Genomic DNA, 18,729 nt, shown 5'->3' with positions numbered 1-18,729 from the left:
CTATCCCGGCTGCTCGCCTCGCATGCGTTCCATGGTCGCGCGGTCCTCGGCATCGATCGCGCGGGCCTCCGACAGGACGCGGTCCAGGCTGGCCCCGGGGATCACCACGGCGCCGCTCGCGTCCGCGTACACGTAGTCGCCCGGGGTCACGCACACGCCGCCGACCTCGACGGTGGCGTTCGCGGTGAAGGGCATCGCGGTGTCGCCGCCCCAGTGGGTGGCCTCACCGCGGCACCAGGTCGCGAAGCCGTAGCCGCGCAGCTCGCCGAAGTCCCGCAGCCGCCCGTCGGTCAGCACGCCGGCCAGCCCCTCGTTCGCGACCCGGGACAGCTTGGTGCCGCCGCCGTGCGACGCGTCGGGGTAGCCGCCGCTGGACAGCACCAGCACCTTTCCGGCCGGTGCCGGCCCGGCCGCCTGGTGGAACAGCTCGCCGAAGCCGACGTCGGGCCGCGACAGGTCGTCCCGGTAGGGCACGTACTGCACGGTGACGGCCGGACCGAACAGCGCCCGGGAGGGGTCGGGGCTGGCCAGGGCCAGGATGTGCGCCCGGTGCCGGTGGACGCGGCCCATCGCGTCCACCAGAGCCGCGCACCCCAGTGCCGCGGCCTGCGCCGCGCGGTCCGTGTCGTCGCTGCTGCCCATGGTGCCTCCTGTGGCGTCCGGCAGGTCCGGTCCGGCCCGCTCACCGGGCCCGGCGGGCGTCATCGCATGGTGGTGATCATCCCGGCGTCGATGGTGACGTCCGCGCCGGTGATGTTGGCCGCGCGCTCGCTCGCCAGGAAGGTGATCAGGTCGCCGACCTCCTGCGGGGTGGTGAAGCGGCCGAGCGGCGTGGCCGCGACGGCGGACGCCGCGATGTCCTCGGCGCCCTTGCCGGTGGCCTGCGAGAGGGTCTTCGCCACGCCCGACTCCCCGAGCCACAGGTCGGTGGCCACCGGGCCCGGACTGACCGAGACCACGCGGATACCCTGCGGGCCCAGCTCCTTCGACAGGCTCTTGGCGAAATTGGTCAGGGCCGCCTTGACCGCCGAGTAGTCCATCACCAGCGGGTCGGGCAGGAAGGCGTTGACCGAGCCCGTCATCACGATCACGCCCCTGCCCCGCTCGACCATCGACGGGACCGCGGCCCGCGTGGTGCGCACGGACGCCAGCAGCCCGAGCGTCCACGCGGTGTTCCAGTCCTCGTCGCTGATGCTGAGGAACCCCTCGGTCCGCGGTTTCACCCCGCCGACGTTGTTGAGGAGGATGTCGACGCCGCCGCGCCGCAGCGCCGCCTCGACCAGGGCGACCGGGCCGGCCGCGGTGCTCAGGTCGCCCTCCACGAAGGTGACCTTGCGCGCGTCGACCAGTTCCTCGAGTTCCGGGCCCAGCGTGCGGGCACCGGCGACGACGTGCGCCCCGGCGTCCGTGAGGGAACGGGTGGCGGCCAGCCCGATGCCCTTGCTGGCGCCGGTGACCACCGCGGTCCTGCCGTCCAACTCCATGTCCATCGCGCTACCCACTTCCTCGTGATGACGTCATGTCGCGGTCGCCGCCTCCGTCCGGCGCCACAGGTAGAGGCACGCCAGCGTCCGGTGCGGCCGCCACGGCTCCGCGACGCGCTCCAGGTCGGCGGGGCGGGGCAGCCGCGGCAGGTCGTAGAGGCGCTCGACGGTCTGGCGGATCTCCAGGTCGCCGACCGGCAGGACGTCCGGCCGGTGCAGGTGCCAGATCAGGAACATGTCGGCCGTCCACGCGCCGATGCCCTTCACCGCGGTCAGTTGCGCGACGACCTCCTCGTCCGGCAGGTCGTGCAGCCGGTCGAGCGCGAGTGCGCCGGAGAGGATGTGCTCCGCGAGCGAGCGCAGGGAGACCGTCTTCGCGTGGGACAGCCCGGCGGCGGTCCGCAGCGCGTCGGGGTCCTCATCGAGGATCTGCCGCGGCGTCGGTGGAGCGCCGCCGAAGCGCTCGACCAGTTTCCGGTAGATCGCACGGGAGGACGGCCCCGAGATGTTCTGGCCGGCGATACCGCGGATGAGCACGCCGTAGCAGTCCGTCGGCATCAGCGGATCGTCGGACAGCAGCGGGTCGGGGGGCATCGACGGAAGGATGCCGCCGCTGCGCTCCACCTCGTCGATGACCGCGCCCAGCACCGGGTCGGCGCCGCGCAGGTGGGCCTGCGGTCCCTTGACGCTCTGCCGGGCCATGCACTCAACGTAACGCTCGGCCCGAACGGCCGCGCGCGGAGCGGGCAGGGCCCGCGCGGAGCGTCCGGCGGTGGTCGCCGGCCCCTGCCGGAGCGGCACCCCCGGGTATAATTTCCGGTATGTCCGTTACGGGACTCGCGCCGTCGTCGGTGGCACGCGCGCTGTTCGGCTTCGCTCTGCGGCCCTCCCAGGAGCAGGCCGTGCGCGCGGTCGAGGAGGGCCGCGACGTGCTGGCCGTCCTGCCCACCGGCAGCGGCAAGAGCGCGATCTACCAGGTGGCGGGGATGTCGATCGGCGGACTGACGCTGGTCGTCTCACCGCTGATCGCGCTGCAACGCGACCAGCTCCGCTCGCTGTCCGGACGCCGCTGCGGTGACCGGACCGTCGGGGCCGCGCTGCTCAACTCCTCCCAGCGGGTGCACGAGCGGCGGGACACCCTGGACCGGCTGGCCCGGGGGGAACTCGACTTCCTCCTCGTCGGCCCCGAGCAGCTCACGAACTCCGACACCCGCACCGCGATCCGCGCATCCGCGCGCGCCGTCCGGCTGTTCACCGTCGACGAGGCGCACCTCGTCAGCGAGTGGGGCCAGGACTTCCGGCCCGAGTACCTGCGACTGGTCGACGCCCTCGCCGAGTTCGGCAGGCCACCGGTCCTCGCCCTGACCGCGACGGCCTCCCCGCCGGTCCAGGCGGACATCACCCGCGGGCTGGGCATGCGCTCCCCGCAGGTGGTCGTCGCGGACTTCGACCGCCCGAACATCTCGCTGGCCACGCGGCTCACCGAGCCCTCCGAGCCGGAGCCGGCGGCCGTCGACGACCGCTGCGTCGACGTGGTGATCGCGCACGACACCCCAGCCTTGGTGTACGCCCTCACCCACGCCCGGTGCGAGAGCCTCGCCGACCGCCTGCAACGCGACGCCTTCCGCGCGGCGGCGTACCACGGCGGGCTGTCCGCGCGGACCCGGTCCGACGTCCAGGACGCCTTCTTCGCGGGGCAGTTGGACGTGGTCGTGGCGACCAGCGCGTTCGGCCTGGGTATCGACAAGGCCGACATCCGCGCCGTGGTGCACGCGGGGGTGCCCGCGAGCATCGACGACTACTACCAGGAGATCGGCAGGGCCGGGCGGGACGGGGAGCCGGCCGCCGCCGTCCTGGTGCACGACCCGCGCACCATCCGCATCCCCCGCAGTCTCGCGGCGCGCACCCACCTCGGCGAGACCGTGCTCCACTCGGTCGTCGACGCCATCGAGAACGCCGGGTGCAGCATCGCCGTCGCGGACCTGGTGCGGGCCGCCGCGGTTCCCGCGCATGCCGTCGACCGCGTGGTCAACGAGCTCGCGGAGCTCGGCTTCCTCGTGCTGAGCGGATCGGGCCGCCACCGCGTGGTCCGGCCCCGGCGCCACCTGCCCGGACCGGCCGACCTGACCGACCAGCTCGTGACCCGGGACAAGCGCCGGCAGGCGGTGCTGGCCAGCAAGCTGGACGCGGCACGCGCCTACGCCGAGAGCACCCGCTGCCGCCGGGCCGAACTGCTCGCCTACTTCGGGGAGACCTACCCGGCGCCGTGCGGCAACTGCGACAACGACCGGGTCCCGAAGGAGGCGCCCGCACCCCACCCCTCGATCATCGGCGGCACCCCGGTGCGCCACCGGCTCTGGGGGGAGGGACAGCTCATGAGCCGGGACGACCACGAACTCCTCGTCTACTTCCCCGACGTCGGCTACAAGCACCTCACCGCGTCGACCCTCGCATCCGGCATCCTCCAGCGGTGCTGAGCGCCCGCACGGGCGCCGGTACCCGCGCGTACCCGCCGGCCTCCGACGTGCCCTCGCCGGGCGGCCCCTGACACCTCCACGGGAGGCACCACGTGGCTCAGCAGATCGCCCACCCCACGGCAGCATGGCCCCGCCTGCGGGTCGAGGACTGGTCCGACACCCGCGACACCCTGCACATGTGGACCCAGATCGTCGGCAAGATCCGGCTCAGCCAGGCGCCGCTGATCAACCACTGGTGGCAGGTGCCGCTCTACGTCACCCCGCGCGGCCTGACCACCTCCACCATTCCGTACCGGACGGGCGCCTTCGACATCGAGTTCGACTTCGTCGACCACCAGTTGCACCTGCGCAGCGACAGCGGGGCGGTCCGCCACGTGCGCCTCGAACCGAAACCGGTGGCCCGGTTCCACGAGGAGACCCTGGAGGCGCTGGACGAGATGGGCATCGAGACGACCATCCAGTCCCACCCCAACGAGGTCGAGACCGCGATCCCCTTCGCCGAGGACGATCGGCACGCCTCCTACGACGCCGATGCCGCCCACCTCTTCTGGCGCCAACTCCTCCAGGCCAACCGGGTCATGGGCGAGTTCCGGACCCGGTTCGTCGGCAAGGTCAGCCCCGTGCACCTCTTCTGGGGCTCGCTGGACCTGGCCTGCACCCGCTTCTCCGGACGCACCGCCCCGCTCCACCCGGGCGGGGCCCCGCACGTCGGCGACTGGGTGATGCAGGAGGCGTACTCCCACGAGCTGAGCAGCTGCGGCTTCTGGCCCAGCGAGGGCACCGAGGGCGCCTTCTACGCCTACGCCTACCCGCCGCCCGACGGCTTCGGCGAGTACCCCGTGGGGCCCGCGGAGGCGTTCTACAGCGAGGAGAAGGGCGAGTACCTGCTGCCGTACGAGGCGGTACGCACCGCCGACGATCCCGACCGCGCGCTGCTGCGGTTCCTGCAGACCACCTACGAGGCGGCCGCCGAACCCGGCGGCTGGGACCGGGCGATGCTCGAGGACGATCCCGCACGGTGGAACGACCACACCTAGGACCGTCCGGTACCGCACTGCCGCCTGGCGGGGCCCGCCGGTCCCGCTAACGGTGCTCGGGGTTCTCGCTGTCGCGGTGGCAGCCGGCGTCCCAGGCGGTGCGCTGGTTGCCGTAGGCGGGAACGCCTCCCGCGTCCTTCAGCATCCGGGCCAGGTGCAGCAGGTTCCAGGTCATGAAGGTGGTGTTGCGCTCGGTGAACTCGTTGTCCGGGCCGCCGGAGCCCTCGTCGAGGAAGGACGGGCCGGGACCCGCGGCCCCGACCCAACCGGCGTCCGCCTGCGGGGGAATGGTGTAGCCGAGGTGCTGGAGGCTGTAGAGGACGTTCATCGCGCAGTGCTTGATGCCGTCCTCGTTGCCGGTGATCAGGCAGCCGCCGACCCGGCCGTAATAGGCGTACTGGCCCTGCGGGTTGAGCAGCCCGGAGCCCGCGTAGAGGCGCTCGATCACCTTCTTGGTCACCGAGCTGTTGTCGCCGAGCCAGATCGGGCCCGCGATGACCAGGATGTCCGCGGCCAGCACCTGCCGGTGGACGGCGGGCCAGGCGTCGTGCGGCCAGCCGTGCTCGGTCATGTCCGGCCACACCCCGGTGGCGATGTCGAGGTCGACCGCCCGCACCACGTCGACGGCAACGCCCTGCCCCTCCAGGATCCGCCGGCTGCGGTCGACGAGGCCCTGGGTGTGGCTCCGTTCCGGCGACCGCTTGAGGGTGCAGTTGACGAACAGCGCGCGCAGGTCGTCGTAGCGGGCGGGCGGGGTGTCGGCTCCTGGCGACTGGGCGGTCATGCAACGCTCCCGGTTGTCGGGCCGCCGTGCCGTCTCACGGTGGCGCACCGCCGACCATGGTCCCGAGCCCGGTGCCGCGGGGACCGCGGCGGCGCGAACGTTCGGGCGCGACCACCCGGACGGCCCAGCTCGCCGGGGGAGCGGCCGGTGGTCAGGAGCCGGTGACCGGCCCGGAGCGCGGGTACTCCTTGCCCAGCCCCGCGGCGCGGGCGGCGCGGCGGGCGGTCACGGCGTCCTGGCTCGACGCCATCTCCCGCAGCGCGGATCTGCGTGGCCGGGCGGCGAGCCGGTCGAGGTAGAGGCGGCCGTGCAGGTGGTCGGTCTCGTGCTGGAGGCAGCGGGCGAAGTAGCCGCGGCCCTCGACGGTGACCGGGGCGCCGTCCTTGTCGCGGCCGTGCAGCACCGCGCGGTCCAGCCGGGCCAGTGGCACGTACGGCCCCGGCACCGACAGGCAGCCCTCGGGCTCCTCCACCAGGCGGCGCCGCGCGGCGGGCACCTCGTCGAGCACCGGGTTGGCGATGTGCCCGACGTGCCGCACCCCCCACTCGTCGGTCATGTCCCACACGAACAGCCGCAGGTCCACGCCGACCTGGTTGGCGGCGATGGCCGCGCCCTCGGCGACCTGGTTGGTCGCGAACATGTCGTCGACCAGCCGGGCCAGTTCCGGGCTGCCGAACTCCACCACCTCCCGGCACGGCCGGTGCAGGATCTCCTCGCCGACGACGGTGATCCGGCGCACCGAGCCGCGCTCGGCCTCGGGGGAGACCAGGGGGAAGGAGGCCACGGGACGGCCCTGGACCCGGACCTGCCCCGGCGTCGACCGGCCGTGCTCCGGCCCGCGTTCCCGTTCGCGCGCGGCCTCCCGCGCACCGTCCCGCTCCCGCCCGCTTTCCCGCTTCGGGGAGCCGCCCCCGAGTCCGATCGCCATCGCGCGCACGCCCTTCCGCCCCGCCCGGCCAACTGCTTTGCAAAGTAGCACGCTTTGCAAAGAACAGAGGGCGGAGTGAGCCCGCGCGAGGGCGAGTTGAAGGCGGGTGGAGGGCGGGTCAAGGGCAAGCCGCCAGGGCTGAGGGGGAGCTGAGGCGGTGTGTGGGAAGAGGCCGGCCGGGCGCCGGCGGGGGACTCAGTCGCGGCCCATCCAGGTGGCCACGTCCGCCTCGTTGCCCTCCGGGTCGGCCAGCGTCCACCAGGCCGGCGCGTGCGCGTCCGAGACCAGGCGGCCGCCGGCGGCGAGGGCTGCCGCGATCCGCTCCTCGGCCTGGTCGTGGGGCACGGCGACGTCGATGTGCAGGCGGTTGCGCTCGGTGCGCGCGGTGTCCATCGCCTGGAACCAGAACGGGGGCGCGCTGCCGGCGGGGTCCACCAGGTCCGTCCCGCCCGCCTCGCGGTAACCGAGCAGGGCGCGCCAGAAGGGCATCACCCGGGGGGCGGCGAGCGCGTCGACCGCGACCTGGACGGCCTTGAGCGCGCCCGGGTCGGACGGTACGTCCAGATCCCGCGCCGCCGCGGAGATCGCCCGGGCCAGATCGACATCGCGCTCGCTCAGCCCGCCGACCTCGTGGGTCATCAGACGGACCGTCACCCCGGGGTAGCGCAGGTCCACGTCGGGATGGTGGTTCGCGGCGTCGGCCAGCGCGCCGATCGCGTCCACGAACGCGACGCCGGTCGCGAAGGATCCGGTGCGGAAGTGGGCGCTCGCCGCGCCGAACAGCACCCGCCAGTCGTCGACCCCGACCGTCTCCTGGAACCGCCCCGGTGTGATGCGCTCGACCATGCCCGGCAACGTAGCACCGCGAGGACGCCTCGTCCCGCGTGCTGCGGCGGCGCCGCCCGGCGCCGCCCGGGAATCCACCCGTCCGGCGCCATCACCCACCCGGTGGGGGCTACTTGGCGGCGAGGACGTCCGTGCTGCGGATCTCGGGCTCCGAGGCGAGCAGATCGGGGCCGATCCGGCCGAGCGCCAGCGCGATCTCGCCGGACAGGTGCGCCTGGCGCCCCTCCTCTGTCTCGAACGTGTCGAAGATGCCGAACTCGCGCTCGCCGATCCGGAAGGCGTACCACGTCACGGTCTGCTGCTCCGCGACGGCCAGCGCGCGGCCGCCGCGCAGGAAGTCCGCGAGGGCTTCCTCCTTGCCGGGCTTGGCCTGCAGCCGTACGAGCAGCCCCAGTTCCACCGCCATGCTCACCACTCCTGTCCTGCGCCGCCCCGTTTCCGTACCGGCGCGTCCGGCGCCGTACGGCAGCATCCTGGCCCACGGCGGGGCGCGGGGCGGGGTGCCACGGCCGCAGGTCACCCGACCGCCCGACGGGCGCCCGCCCACCGGTCGCGCCGCGGACCCGGCCCCACCCCGGCGGCATGCTCATCGTCTTGCAATCAACTGCAAGGAATCAACGAAAACGGATGCGGATATTGCGGCCCTGTGGCCAAAGGGTTACGGTCCTCTGCGTCGTGACTGACGCCACACTGTCCCCCCAACTCCCTCTGGTCACTTGCGTCACGCCGCCGCCCGCCGCCCCGAGGCGGGCGCGGTGCGGGCCGGACGGGCCGATCGGGCAGTGTGCTGAAAGGAGCAGGACATGTTCCACCCCTTCCGAAGTCTCCGGCGGGCGGCCGCCATCGGCGGCAGCGCCGCGTTGCTCGCCTCAGCGGGCGCTCTCGCCCTGGCCGCCCCACCCGCGTTCGCGGCGGCCACCGGCGGCAGCGGCGCGAGCCTTCCCTACGTCGAGGTGCAGGCGGAGAGCTCCGCCACCAACGGGACCGTGATCGGACCGAGTTACGCCCAGGGCCGGCTGGCCGACGAGGCGAGCAACCGCAAGGCGGTCACGCTCCAGGGCTCGGGCGCGTACGTGAAGTTCACCACCCCGGTGGCGACGAACTCGATCGACTTCCGCTACAGCATCCCCGACTCCGGCGACGGCTCGGTCTACACCGCGCCGTTGTCGCTGTACGTCGACGGCGCCAAGCAGCCGGACTTCAGCCTCACCAACGCGTACTCCTGGTACTACGGCAGCTACCCCTTCACCAACGCGCCGGGCAGCAACCCGCACCACTTCTACGACGAGGCGCACCGGCTGTTCGACACCACCTATCCGGCGGGCACCACCTTCACACTCCAGGTCGACGCCGGTGACACCGCCTCCTCCTACACCGTCGACCTCGCCGACTTCGAGCAGGTCGCCGCGGCACAGGCCCCGCCCTCGGGATCGGTGTCGGTGGTGGACAAGGGCGCCGACCCGACCGGTGCGGCGGACTCCACCGCCGCCTTCAACGCCGCCATCAGCGCGGCCGGTTCGAGCGGCACCGTGTGGATACCGCCGGGCACCTTCAAGGTCCCGGGCCACATCGCGGTCAACGACGTCACCGTCGCGGGCGCGGGCATGTGGTACTCCACCGTCACCGGCACCGCACCGGGCTTCTACGGCAACTCCGCGCCCTCGCCGAGCAGCAACGTCCACCTGCAGAACTTCGCGATCTTCGGTGACGTCCAGCAGCGTGACGACAATGCGCAGGTGAACGGGATCGGCGGCGCGATGAGCAACTCGTCGGTGTCGAACCTGTGGATCGACCACATGAAGGTCGGGGCCTGGATGGACGGCCCGATGGACAAGCTGACCTTCAGCGGGATGCGCATCCGCGACACCACCGCGGACGGCATCAACTTCCACGGCGGCGTGACCAACTCCACCGTCACCAACAGCGACATCCGCAACACCGGTGACGACGGCATCGCCACCTGGGCGGACTCGTCGCTGGGTGCCGACGCCAACGACACCATCTCCGACAACACCGTGCAGTTGCAGATGCTGGCCAACGGCATCGCGATCTACGGCGGCCACGACAACACCGTCACCGGCAACCTGGTCCAGGACACCGGGCTGACGCAGGGCGGCGGTATCCACGTCGGGCAGCGCTTCACGTCCACGCCGGTCGGCACCACCACCATCAGCGACAACACGCTGGTGCGGGACGGCAGCCTCGACCCGAACTGGCAGTTCGGGGTGGGCGCGCTGTGGTTCGACGGCAGCCAGGGCGCCATCACCGGGCCGATCGACGTCTCCAACGTGCTCATCGAGCAGAGCCCGTACGAGGCCGTGCAGTGGGTCGAGGGCACCATCAGCGGAGTCAGCCTGAGCAACGTGACCATCGCCGGCACCGGCACCTTCGCGCTCCAGGAACAGACCGGCGGCGCCGCCACGTTCACCGGCGTCACGGCCACCGGGATCGGGGCCTCCTCCCCGGTCTACAACTGCGAGGGCGGCAACTTCGCCGTCACCGACGGCGGCGGCAACTCCGGCATCGACGGCACCCCGTACTGCGGCGGCTGGCCCACCCCGGTCCTCCCCTCGTCGTGAGCCGTCCCTGATCCGTCCGCGACCCGCCTCCCCCGGTGCCGCCGGATGCTCCTCGCACCCGGCGGCACCTGCTACGTTCGGATGTCGCCGCACATTACGCATGAGTGCGGACAAACCACCGTGCGCGGAGGGGTGTTCGGACGCGTGCCGGTCATCTGCCGCTCCACGGGAAGTCCTTCGGCGTCCACGCGGCGCCTCTCTCATAAGAAGGCGGGCGCCGGGGTTCCCGGACGGCCCCTGGTTTCTGGAAGGAGCCCGACACGTGACTCCCGACGCATTCCCGAGGCCCGCGGCGCGGCTGGCCCGGCGGCGGTTCCTCACCGTGACCGGCGCGGCGACCGCCCTCGCCTTCGGGGTGGGTGTGGCGCAGGCGCACTCGGCGGGTGCCGCCACCCCGCTGCCCGGGGACCCGTTCACCCTCGGTGTTGCCTCCGGCGACCCGCTGCCCGACGCGGTGGTGATCTGGACCCGGCTCGCGCCGCAGCCGTACGAGCCGCTGGGCGGCATGCCGTACAACGCGGTGCCGGTGCAGTGGCAGGTCGCCACCGACGAGTGGTTCCGGCACGTGGTGCGCTCCGGCAGCGCCACGGCCCAGCCGGAGTACAGCTACAGCGTGCACGTCGACGTCCGCGGGCTCCAGCCCGGCCGGCACTACTGGTACCGGTTCAAGATCGACGGCCACCTCAGCCCGGTCGGCCGCACGAAGACGGCCCCGGCGCCCGGGCAGAAGGTCGACCGGCTCAGCTTCGCCGTCGCCTCCTGCCAGTCCTGGCCCGACGGCTACTACACCGCGCACGCCCACCTCGCCGCCGAGGACGTCGACGCGGTGCTGTTCGTCGGCGACTACATCTACGAGTACGGCATCTCCGCCGCGGGCGGCCTGCGCAACACCACCGACCCGGTGCCGGACCAGTTCCGCACCGAGGCCGACACCCTGGACCGCTACCGGTTGCAGTACGCGCTGTACAAGTCCGACCCGGACCTGCGCGCCGCGCACCAGAACGCGCCGTGGATCGGCACCTGGGACGACCACGAGGTGCAGGACAACTACGCGGGCCTCTACTCCAGGAACCTCGACCCGATCGAGGACTTCACGGTCCGCCGGGCCAGCGCCTACCGCGCCTACTGGGAGCACATGCCGCTGCGCACGCCCGCGCCGCAGGGCCCGGACTACCTGCTCTACCGCCGCTTCACCTTCGGCCGGCTCGCCGAGGTCAACGTGCTGGACACCCGGCAGTACCGCTCCGACCAGGCCGACGGCGACCTGTGGAAGCCCGACAACCCCGGCCGCAACGACCCCGCCCGCACCTTCGCCGGGGCGCAGCAGCAGCGCTGGCTGCTGGACGGGATGGGCCGCTCGCAGTCCACCTGGAACCTGCTCGCCAACCAGGTCGTGATGAGCCGGATGGACCTGGACGCGAGCGGCACCGCCACCTACAACATGGATGCCTGGGACGGCTACACCGCCGAGCAGGGCCGCCTCCTCGACGGGCTGGCCGGGCTGCGCGCCCGCAACCCCGTCGTGGTCACCGGCGACGTGCACGCCGCCTACGCGATGGACATGAAGCGCGACTTCGCCGATCCCGACTCGCAGACCATCGGCGTCGAACTGGTCGGCACCTCCATCAGCAGCGGCGGCAACGGCGTGGACGTCTCCGTCAACGGACAGAACTTCCTGGACCACAACCCGCACCTGAAGCTGGTCAACGAGCGGCGCGGCTACATCGTCGTCGACCTGACCCCGGCCGAACTGCACGCGTCCTACCGCGCGGTGCCGTACATCGACCGCACCGGCGCCCCGATCAGCACCATCCGGAAGTTCGCCGTCGAGGCCGGGAACCCCGGCCTGAACCCGGCGTAGGGGGAGACCATGCCGATCCTGTCCAGCACGGCCGTCGGAGCGCTCGTCCGGGCGCTCCGACGGACCGGTCCCGCCGGCGCGCCGCGGCGCCGCACGCTCGCCGTCATCGCAGCGGTTGTCATGCTCGTGACTCTCGGTGGGGTGGCGCCCGCGCTCGCCGCCGTCCCCGGCAAGGCCGCCCCGGCGCAGCAGCTCACCCTCGGCTCCGACGTCGACCACGTCACCGTCGACCCGGTGCCCTGCGCGGTCCAGGGCTTCCAACTGCGCTTCGGCAACGCGGGCAGCTCCGCGGTGTACGCCGACGCGTTCATCGACGCGCCCGCACCGCTGACGGTGTCCCGGTCGCTGGTCTCCAGCTACCTGCCCTCCGGCTACACCCTCAAGGTCCAGATCGCGGTCGGCGCGCCGCGCTCCACCCCGCCCGGCACGTACACGATCACCGTGCACGCCGGGGACCAGCAGTTGTCGCTGCCGGTCCAGGTCGAGCCCGCGCCGGTGAACGACACCGGCAACCTGGTCCGCTACATGCCGGTCTCGGCGTCCTCGGAGAACCTGCCCAACTACCCTGCCTGCGGCGCGGTCGACGGCGACCGGGACTCCACCCACTGGGGCACCACCACCGGCTGGAACGACGCGACCAAGGGCACCTTCCCCGACTGGCTCCAGGTCTCCTTCGACCAGCCCGTGCCGGTCGGCCGGGTGGACCTCTACACCCTGGACTCGGCGAAGTACCCCGCCGCCGGCTACGGCCTGTCCGCGTGGGACGTGGAACTCCAGGTCGGCGGCTCCTGGCAGACCGTCGCCCAGGTGCGCGGCAACACCGCGGGCGAGGTCAGCTCGACCTTCGCCGCGCAGACCGCGACGGCGCTGCGCGTGGTGACGCTCGGCAGCAACGAGGGCGTCACGTACTCCCGGGTGGTGGAACTGGAGGCCTACACGTCCTGACCCGGGGAGGACGGCGGGAACGCAAAGGGGCGGGGCCGCGTGGCCCCGCCCCTTTCCGTCGGCGTGTGCTGGCGTGTGCGCCGTTTCCGGTGCTCCGGGACCGTGTCCCGTGCCGGCGGGGGTGCCGCCGGCACGGGAGAGTCGGTCAGCTCTTCGCGCGGGCCGGCAGCTTCCAGTTCGGGCGCGGGAAGTGGCAGGTGTACCCGTCGGGGTAGCGCTCCAGGTAGTCCTGGTGCTCGGGCTCGGCCTCCCAGAACGGGCCGACCGGCTCGACCTCGGTGACGACCTTCCCCGGCCACAGGCCGGAGGCCTCCACGTCGGCGATGGTGTCCTCGGCGACCCGCTTCTGCTCGTCGTCCACGGAGTAGATCGCTGAGCGGTAGCTGAGGCCGATGTCGTTGCCCTGGCGGTTCTTCGTGGTGGGGTCGTGGATCTGGAAGAAGAACTCCAGCAGCGCGCGGTAGTCGGTCCGCTCGGGATCGAAGGTGATCTCGATGGCCTCCGCGTGCGTGCCGTGGTTGCGGTAGGTGGCGTTCGGCACGTCGCCACCGGTGTAGCCGACCCGGGTCGCGGTCACGCCCGGCTGCCGGCGGATCAGGTCCTGCATCCCCCAGAAGCATCCGCCGGCCAGTACGGCCCTCTGCGTCTGCGCGGCCATCTCGTTCCTCCCAGTGGTGGTGGTGACGCTCATCCACCCAGCACAACGCTCCGGGACCCGCCACGATTCCATCCCCGGCCCCCGACCGTACGCCGCCTGTACCACATGCTCCCGGCCGGCGGCGGAACCGGAATGCGCCGGAAGGGTGGACCTGACCAGGGGCGGGTGTGCCACGGGCCGGGGGACCGGCCGCGGGAAGCGACGCTGGGATCCCATCGCCACGCCTACGCCTCGGAGCCTTGATGAAGCGCACCGCCAGGGCGGCCACCTGCGCCGCCGCAGTCCTGCTCGCCTCCGCGCTGACCGGATGCGGCAGCAGCGGAAAGTCCGACTCCGGCCACGCGCCGAGCGACGCCACCTCGGCGAGCGCCGCCGCGGCCAAAGCCCACCCCAAGGCGGCCAAGGTGGCGCAGGCCACCGTCGCCACGAAGTCGGTCGGCAACCTCGGCACGATCCTCGTCAACGGCAAGGACCGCACCCTCTACCTGTTCCTCGCCGACAAGAAGAACACGTCGAACTGCACCGGCACCTGCGCTGCCGCCTGGCCGCCCCTGCTCACCAACGGCACCGCCCTCGCCGGCAAGGGCGCGGACTCGAAGCTGCTCGGTACGGCCACCCGCTCCGGCGGCGTCAAGCAGGCCACCTACAACGGCCACCCCCTCTACCTCTACATCGGCGACACCAAGGCCGGGCAGAGCAACGGGCAGGGCCTCAACCAGTTCGGCGCGCTGTGGTACGTGGTGAACGCCAAGGGCAAGCAGGTCACGAGCTGAGCAGGCTCGCCGACGATCCGAAGGAGCAGCGACGTGGGCCCGGCGCCCGCGTCGCGCTCGTCGCGCTCGGTGTCCTGGTGCCCGTCGCGGTCGGTGTCGGGATCTACCTCTTCGGTGACAAGCACACCCCCGACTACAACAGCGCGCTCTACGGGCAGCGCGGCCAGGACGCGGTCGACCTCAAGGCCCGGCTCGGCAGTGCGATGCTCTGCCTCGCGATCATCCAGGTCGGGCTGGCCCTGTGGATGTTCGGCCGCATCCCCAGGGTGCGGGCCGGCGGCCGGCGGGTGCGCATCGGGCACCGGGTGCTGGGGTTCTGCATCTTCCTCTTCTCGCTGCCCATCGCGTTCCACTGCCTGGTCACCTACGGCATCGAGACGACCTCACCGCGTGTCGCGATCCACAGCTTCACCGGCTGCGCCTTCTACGGCGCGTTCGTGGCCAAGGTGATCGTCGTCCGCAGCAGGCGGCTGCCGGGCTGGATGCTGCCGGTGACGGGTTCCCTCCTCTTCCTCGGCATCGCCCTGCTCTGGTACACCGCCCCGCTGTGGGCCCTCAACGGCTTCTCGGTGCCCGGCCTGTCCTCGACCTGAGCCGGCCCGCCCAGGGGGCCCGCCGCGGGCCGGCGCGGCTCACGCCAGCTGGTTCACCACGGCGGCGAAGAGCCCGGGGAACCGCGCCGCCGCGGGCACGATGCGCGCCGCCAGCAGCGGCCGGCCGCGCGCACCCAGCAGCGCCGACGTCAGCGCCCGGTGCCGCCGCGACATCGCCCGCCACGCCCGCTCGTACTCGCCGGGCCGGCCCGCCCGCACGCACCGGACGAGTTCCGCGGCGCCGCGCACGGCGAGCGAGACGCCCTCGCCGGTGAGGGCGTCCACGTATCCGGCCGCGTCGCCGACGAGCAGGACCCGGCCGAGGGCGCGGGCACGGACCGGCTGCCGGAGCGGCCCGGCGCCCCGGGTGGCGGTGGCCGCGATCGCGGGCAGCCGCGCGGCCAGGTCCGGAAAGGCGGCCAGCTGCCGCTCGAAGGGCGCCCGGTCGCTGGTCAGCAGGGCGACGCCGACCAGGTCGGGCCCGACCGGCGTGACGTACGCCTCCGCGCGGGCCGACCAGTGCACCTCGACGCAGTCCGTCCACGGCGCCACCGCGAAGTGCCGGCGCAGGCCGTAGCGGGCCGGCGCGGGTCCGGCCGGGCCCGCCAGGCCGAGGGCGCGCCGGATCGGCGAGTGCAGGCCGTCCGCGGCGGCGAGGTACCGCGCGGTGATCCCCGCGGCGGTCACCCGGTCCTGCTGCTGGCGGACCACGTCGACCCGCAACGGGAGGACGGGCACGCCGAGTCGGGCGGCCCGGCGGGAGAGTGCCGCGTGCAGCTCGGTGCGCCGCACGCCCCGGCCGGGACCGGCCCGGAAATGCGCCTCCGCCTCGTGCCGCGTGTCGACGTAGCGGATGCCGCGCAGCGGCCGCCCCTCGACGGCCACCCCGAGCTCCGCGAGGGCGGCGACGGCCGCGGGCATCAGCCCCTCGCCGCACGCCTTGTCGACCGGCCCCGGCCGCGGCTCGACCACCACCACCTCCAGCCCCTCGCACGCCGCCCGGATCGCCGTGGCCAGTCCGGCCGGACCGCCGCCGGCGACGAGCAGGTCGATCACGGCGCGGCCACCGCGGCCGCGGGACCGGCACCCGGCGCGACGGCCAGCGCCGCGTTCTCGCAGCGCAGCCGGACCGCGAGCAGCGGCACGTTCAGCAGGGTGAAGCCGAGCGCGGTGATCCACGCGCCGTGCACCAGCGGCAGCGCGGCGCCCTCGACGACGACCGCCAGGTAGTTGGGGTGGCTCATCAGGCGGTACGGTCCGGCGTCGACCAGTGGCAGGCCGGGCACCACGATCACCCGGGTGTTCCAGCGCGGCCCGAGCGTGCCGATGCACCACCAACGCAGCGCCTGCGCGGCCAGCGCGAGCACGAGCAGCGGCCAACCGAGGGCGGGCACGAACGGCCGCCCGCCCCACCCGGTCTCCGCCAGGCACCCGGCCAGCAGTCCAGTGTGCAGCAGCACCATCACCGGGTAGTGGCCGCGGCCGTACTCGATGCCGCCGCGCCGCGTGCTCCATGCCGCGTTGCGCCGCGCGGTGACCAGCTCCGCCAGCCGCTCGACGGCGACCAGCAGGACGAGCAGGGTGTACGGGGGGATCGACGACATCGCGGCCTACCAGCGCAGAAGGACGAGTTCGGAACTGAAGCCCGGCCCCATGGAGAGCATCAGGCCGGGCGTCCCGGCCAGCGGCGGGCGCCGGTCCAGGGTGTCGCGCAGGATGTGCAGGACGGACGCCGAGGACAGGTTGCCGACCTCCGCGAGCGAACGCCACGTCAACTCCAGGGCGCGGGCGGGCAGATCGAGGGCCGCCCGGACCGCCTCCAGCACCTTCGGGCCGCCGGGGTGGCAGATCCAGCCCGTGACGTCCTCGGTCTTCAGGTCGTGATCGGCGAGGAACGTCTCCACCTCCGGGCCGAGTCGGCGCAGCACCGTGTCCGGCAGGTCGCTGCCCAGGACGATCCGGAAGCCGCCGTCGCAGATGTCCCAGCCCAGCAGCCGCTCGGTGTCCGGGTACAGCCGGCTGCGGGTCGCCACGATCTCCGGGCCGCGCGCCGCACGCGCCGCCGGGTGCTCGCGGCCGACCGCGACGACCGCGGCCGCGCCGTCCCCGAACAGCGAGCCCGCGACCATGTTCGCCGCGGAGGCGTCGCCGCGCTGCACCGTCAGGGAGCACAACTCCACGCAGAGCAGCACCGCGACCGCCGTCGGCCGCATCTCCAGGTAGTCGTGCACCCGTGCGAGGCCGGCCGCGCCCGCCACGCACCCCAGCCCGAAGACCGGCAGCCGCTTCACATCCGGGCGCAACCCCCAGCGTCCCGCCAGCCGCGCCTCGATCGACGGCACGGCCAGGCCCGTCACGGACGTCGACACCACCAGGTCCACCTCCGAGGGCGCGACCTCCGCGTGCTCCAGCGCCCCCTGGACCGCGTCGTGCGCGAGCTCCATTGCCGCGGTCAGATAGGCGTCGTTGGCCGCACCGAACCCGGCGAGGTGCGCGTAGCGTTCCAGCGGCACCGCCAAGTGCCGGGTCCGCACGGTCGATGCGGCGTGCATACGGTCCAGCAGGCCCCTGCTCTCCGGGGCCATCGCGCCCATCTCTGCGAGGGCGTCCCGGATTTCGTGCTGTTCGTACCGATAGGGCGGCAACACCCCGTGGACGCCCGCGATTCGGCTCATCCCGTCAGCATAGGAACAAACGCCCCCAATCGGGCGTAGCCTGGCCGAGCGAACCCTCCGAGGTGGCCCGTTCCGCCGGTCGAGGGACCACCTGCCGGTGGTGGGCTTGCCGCGCGGTTCTCCCGGAGCGGGGTTCTGCGTGAGTTGGGCGCGTTGTTCGGGGTGGGCGCGCCTAGAGTGCGGGGGTGGCTGGGAGCGGAGTCCGGGCGGTGGGGGGCGGGGGCGTACGGGGGCTGGCGAAGGCGTGCCATCCGGAGCCGACGGTGGCGGTGACCGTGCTGGTGACGGCTCTGGCGGCGGCGTCGGGGCAAGGTGCAGGGGGGTGCCTGCTGGTGGCGGTCGCGGTGCTCAGCGGGCAGGCGTCGATCGGCTGGTGCAACGACGTCCTGGACGTGGAGCGGGACCGGGCGGCGGGCCGTACGGACAAGCCGCTGGTGCGGGGTGCGCCGCAACCGTGGGTCGCGGCAGCGGCGGCGGGCGGTGCGCTCGTGCTGTGCGGGGTGGCGTCGCTGGCGTGCGGGGTGGCGGCGGGCGTCGCGCACCTCGTCGGGGTGGCGGCCGCGTGGGCGTACAACGGGGGCGTGAAGCGGACGGCCCTCTCGTGGCTGCCGTACGCCGTCGGTTTCGGACTGCTGCCCGCGTTCGTGACGCTCGGGCTGCCCGGGCACCCGGGGCCGCCGGCCTGGGCGGTGGCGGCGGGAGCGCTGCTCGGGGTGGGCGCGCACGTCACGAACGTGCTGCCCGACATCGACGCGGACCTGGCCGCCGGCGTGCGGGGGTTGCCGCAGCGGCTCGGGCGGCGCCGCAGCCGGCTGCTGGCTCCCGTGCCGCTGCTGGCCGCGGCCGTGCTTCTCGTCTTCGGCCCACCCGGACGTGCGGGCGCCGCCGGGTGGGCGGGGCTCGCCCTGACCGGGGGGCTTGCCTGTGCGACCATGCGGGCGGCCGGCGCCGGGCCCAGCCGGGTACCGTTCCTCACCACGTTGGCGATGGCCGTGACCGCGGTCACCCTGCTGCTCCTCCACGGCGATGCCCTGTCGGCGCGCTGACCCTCCGGGGTGCCCGGTCCTCCTGCCCGTGACGGGACCTTGC

Annotated in this window: 19 protein-coding genes; 8 read left to right on the top strand and 11 right to left on the bottom strand. The window is 73.3% G+C overall.

Annotated elements, in window-relative coordinates:
• The 3 genes from C4U44_RS16570 to C4U44_RS16560 are packed head-to-tail and all read right to left on the bottom strand — an operon-like array spanning position 1 to position 2,186.
• Positions 1-642 (bottom strand): RraA family protein, encoded by a 642-nt coding sequence (locus C4U44_RS16570; protein WP_103886564.1) that lies wholly within the window; start codon positions 640-642, stop codon positions 1-3.
• 59 nt (positions 643-701) lie between these two features.
• Positions 702-1,490, bottom strand: a complete 789-nt coding sequence (locus C4U44_RS16565; protein ID WP_103886563.1) for an oxidoreductase — start codon at positions 1,488-1,490, stop codon at positions 702-704.
• A 27-nt stretch (positions 1,491-1,517) separates the two neighbouring features.
• The gene (locus C4U44_RS16560) at positions 1,518-2,186 is read right to left on the bottom strand and encodes a DNA-3-methyladenine glycosylase family protein (protein WP_103886562.1); all 669 of its coding nucleotides are present in this window, start codon (positions 2,184-2,186) and stop codon (positions 1,518-1,520) included.
• Between the two features lie 119 nt (positions 2,187-2,305).
• Here C4U44_RS16560 and C4U44_RS42525 point away from each other — a divergent pair, with 119 nt between their 5' ends.
• Together C4U44_RS42525 and C4U44_RS16550 are read left to right on the top strand one after the other, a co-directional pair.
• Positions 2,306-3,961 (top strand): RecQ family ATP-dependent DNA helicase, encoded by a 1,656-nt coding sequence (locus C4U44_RS42525; protein ID WP_103886561.1) that lies wholly within the window; start codon positions 2,306-2,308, stop codon positions 3,959-3,961.
• A 92-nt stretch (positions 3,962-4,053) separates the two neighbouring features.
• Complete coding sequence (locus C4U44_RS16550) at positions 4,054-4,998, top strand: DUF5996 family protein (RefSeq protein ID WP_235032135.1); 945 nt, start codon at positions 4,054-4,056, stop codon at positions 4,996-4,998.
• A gap of 46 nt (positions 4,999-5,044) precedes the next feature.
• On the opposite strand, the gene C4U44_RS16545 is transcribed toward C4U44_RS16550, so the two are convergent.
• The 4 genes from C4U44_RS16545 to C4U44_RS16530 form a co-directional block, all read right to left on the bottom strand.
• On the bottom strand, positions 5,045-5,782 hold the full coding sequence (locus tag C4U44_RS16545) for a flavodoxin family protein (protein WP_103886560.1): 738 nt from the start codon (positions 5,780-5,782) through the stop codon (positions 5,045-5,047).
• Between the two features lie 151 nt (positions 5,783-5,933).
• Complete coding sequence (locus C4U44_RS16540) at positions 5,934-6,710, bottom strand: peptide deformylase (RefSeq protein ID WP_103886559.1); 777 nt, start codon at positions 6,708-6,710, stop codon at positions 5,934-5,936.
• 195 nt (positions 6,711-6,905) lie between these two features.
• The gene (locus C4U44_RS16535; RefSeq protein ID WP_103886558.1) at positions 6,906-7,556 is read right to left on the bottom strand and encodes a VOC family protein; all 651 of its coding nucleotides are present in this window, start codon (positions 7,554-7,556) and stop codon (positions 6,906-6,908) included.
• A 109-nt stretch (positions 7,557-7,665) separates the two neighbouring features.
• Positions 7,666-7,962 carry a putative quinol monooxygenase gene (locus tag C4U44_RS16530; protein WP_103886557.1) on the bottom strand — a complete coding sequence of 99 codons (297 nt, stop codon included), beginning with the start codon at positions 7,960-7,962 and terminating at the stop codon, positions 7,666-7,668.
• A 397-nt stretch (positions 7,963-8,359) separates the two neighbouring features.
• Here C4U44_RS16530 and C4U44_RS16525 point away from each other — a divergent pair, with 397 nt between their 5' ends.
• The 3 genes from C4U44_RS16525 to C4U44_RS16515 all read left to right on the top strand — a co-directional run bounded on the left by C4U44_RS16525 (position 8,360) and on the right by C4U44_RS16515 (position 12,941).
• Positions 8,360-10,135, top strand: coding sequence for a glycosyl hydrolase family 28-related protein (locus C4U44_RS16525; protein WP_235032134.1), 1,776 nt, complete (start codon positions 8,360-8,362; stop codon positions 10,133-10,135).
• A 262-nt stretch (positions 10,136-10,397) separates the two neighbouring features.
• Entirely contained in the window at positions 10,398-11,996 is a 1,599-nt protein-coding gene (locus tag C4U44_RS16520) for an alkaline phosphatase D family protein (protein ID WP_235032133.1), read from the top strand.
• Positions 11,997-12,005: 9 nt separating this feature from the next.
• The gene (locus C4U44_RS16515; RefSeq protein ID WP_103886555.1) at positions 12,006-12,941 is read left to right on the top strand and encodes a discoidin domain-containing protein; all 936 of its coding nucleotides are present in this window, start codon (positions 12,006-12,008) and stop codon (positions 12,939-12,941) included.
• A gap of 145 nt (positions 12,942-13,086) precedes the next feature.
• Here C4U44_RS16515 and msrA read toward each other — a convergent pair whose 3' ends face one another.
• A complete protein-coding gene (gene msrA, locus C4U44_RS16510) occupies positions 13,087-13,599 on the bottom strand; it encodes a peptide-methionine (S)-S-oxide reductase MsrA (protein ID WP_103886554.1) in 513 nt (170 codons plus the stop codon).
• Positions 13,600-13,841: 242 nt separating this feature from the next.
• On the opposite strand from msrA, the gene C4U44_RS16505 reads away from it, so the two are divergent.
• Positions 13,842-14,372: a COG4315 family predicted lipoprotein gene (locus C4U44_RS16505; protein ID WP_103886553.1), complete on the top strand. Its 531-nt coding sequence runs from the start codon at positions 13,842-13,844 to the stop codon at positions 14,370-14,372.
• A 74-nt stretch (positions 14,373-14,446) separates the two neighbouring features.
• Positions 14,447-14,965 (top strand): DUF6529 family protein, encoded by a 519-nt coding sequence (locus tag C4U44_RS16500; protein ID WP_103886741.1) that lies wholly within the window; start codon positions 14,447-14,449, stop codon positions 14,963-14,965.
• Between the two features lie 39 nt (positions 14,966-15,004).
• Here the strand turns inward: C4U44_RS16500 and C4U44_RS16495 are convergent, their stop codons facing one another.
• Genes C4U44_RS16495 through C4U44_RS16485 form a run of 3 tightly spaced genes read right to left on the bottom strand, consistent with a single transcriptional unit; the run spans position 15,005 to position 17,640 of the window.
• Positions 15,005-16,021: an NAD(P)/FAD-dependent oxidoreductase gene (locus tag C4U44_RS16495; RefSeq protein ID WP_103886552.1), complete on the bottom strand. Its 1,017-nt coding sequence runs from the start codon at positions 16,019-16,021 to the stop codon at positions 15,005-15,007.
• Positions 16,018-16,569 (bottom strand): isoprenylcysteine carboxyl methyltransferase family protein, encoded by a 552-nt coding sequence (locus tag C4U44_RS16490; protein WP_407642843.1) that lies wholly within the window; start codon positions 16,567-16,569, stop codon positions 16,018-16,020. The genes C4U44_RS16495 and C4U44_RS16490 overlap by 4 nt, the downstream gene beginning before the upstream one ends.
• Positions 16,570-16,575: 6 nt before the next feature.
• Positions 16,576-17,640, bottom strand: coding sequence for a type III polyketide synthase (locus C4U44_RS16485; RefSeq protein ID WP_103886551.1), 1,065 nt, complete (start codon positions 17,638-17,640; stop codon positions 16,576-16,578).
• Positions 17,641-17,825: 185 nt separating this feature from the next.
• Here C4U44_RS16485 and C4U44_RS16480 point away from each other — a divergent pair, with 185 nt between their 5' ends.
• A complete protein-coding gene (locus C4U44_RS16480; RefSeq protein ID WP_235032131.1) occupies positions 17,826-18,686 on the top strand; it encodes a UbiA family prenyltransferase in 861 nt (286 codons plus the stop codon).
• Positions 18,687-18,729 lie beyond the last annotated feature (43 nt).

Source organism: Actinacidiphila yanglinensis, assembly GCF_900107965.1.
GTDB lineage: Bacteria > Actinomycetota > Actinomycetes > Streptomycetales > Streptomycetaceae > Actinacidiphila > Actinacidiphila yanglinensis.
This window is presented reverse-complemented; position numbering and strand designations above follow the sequence as displayed.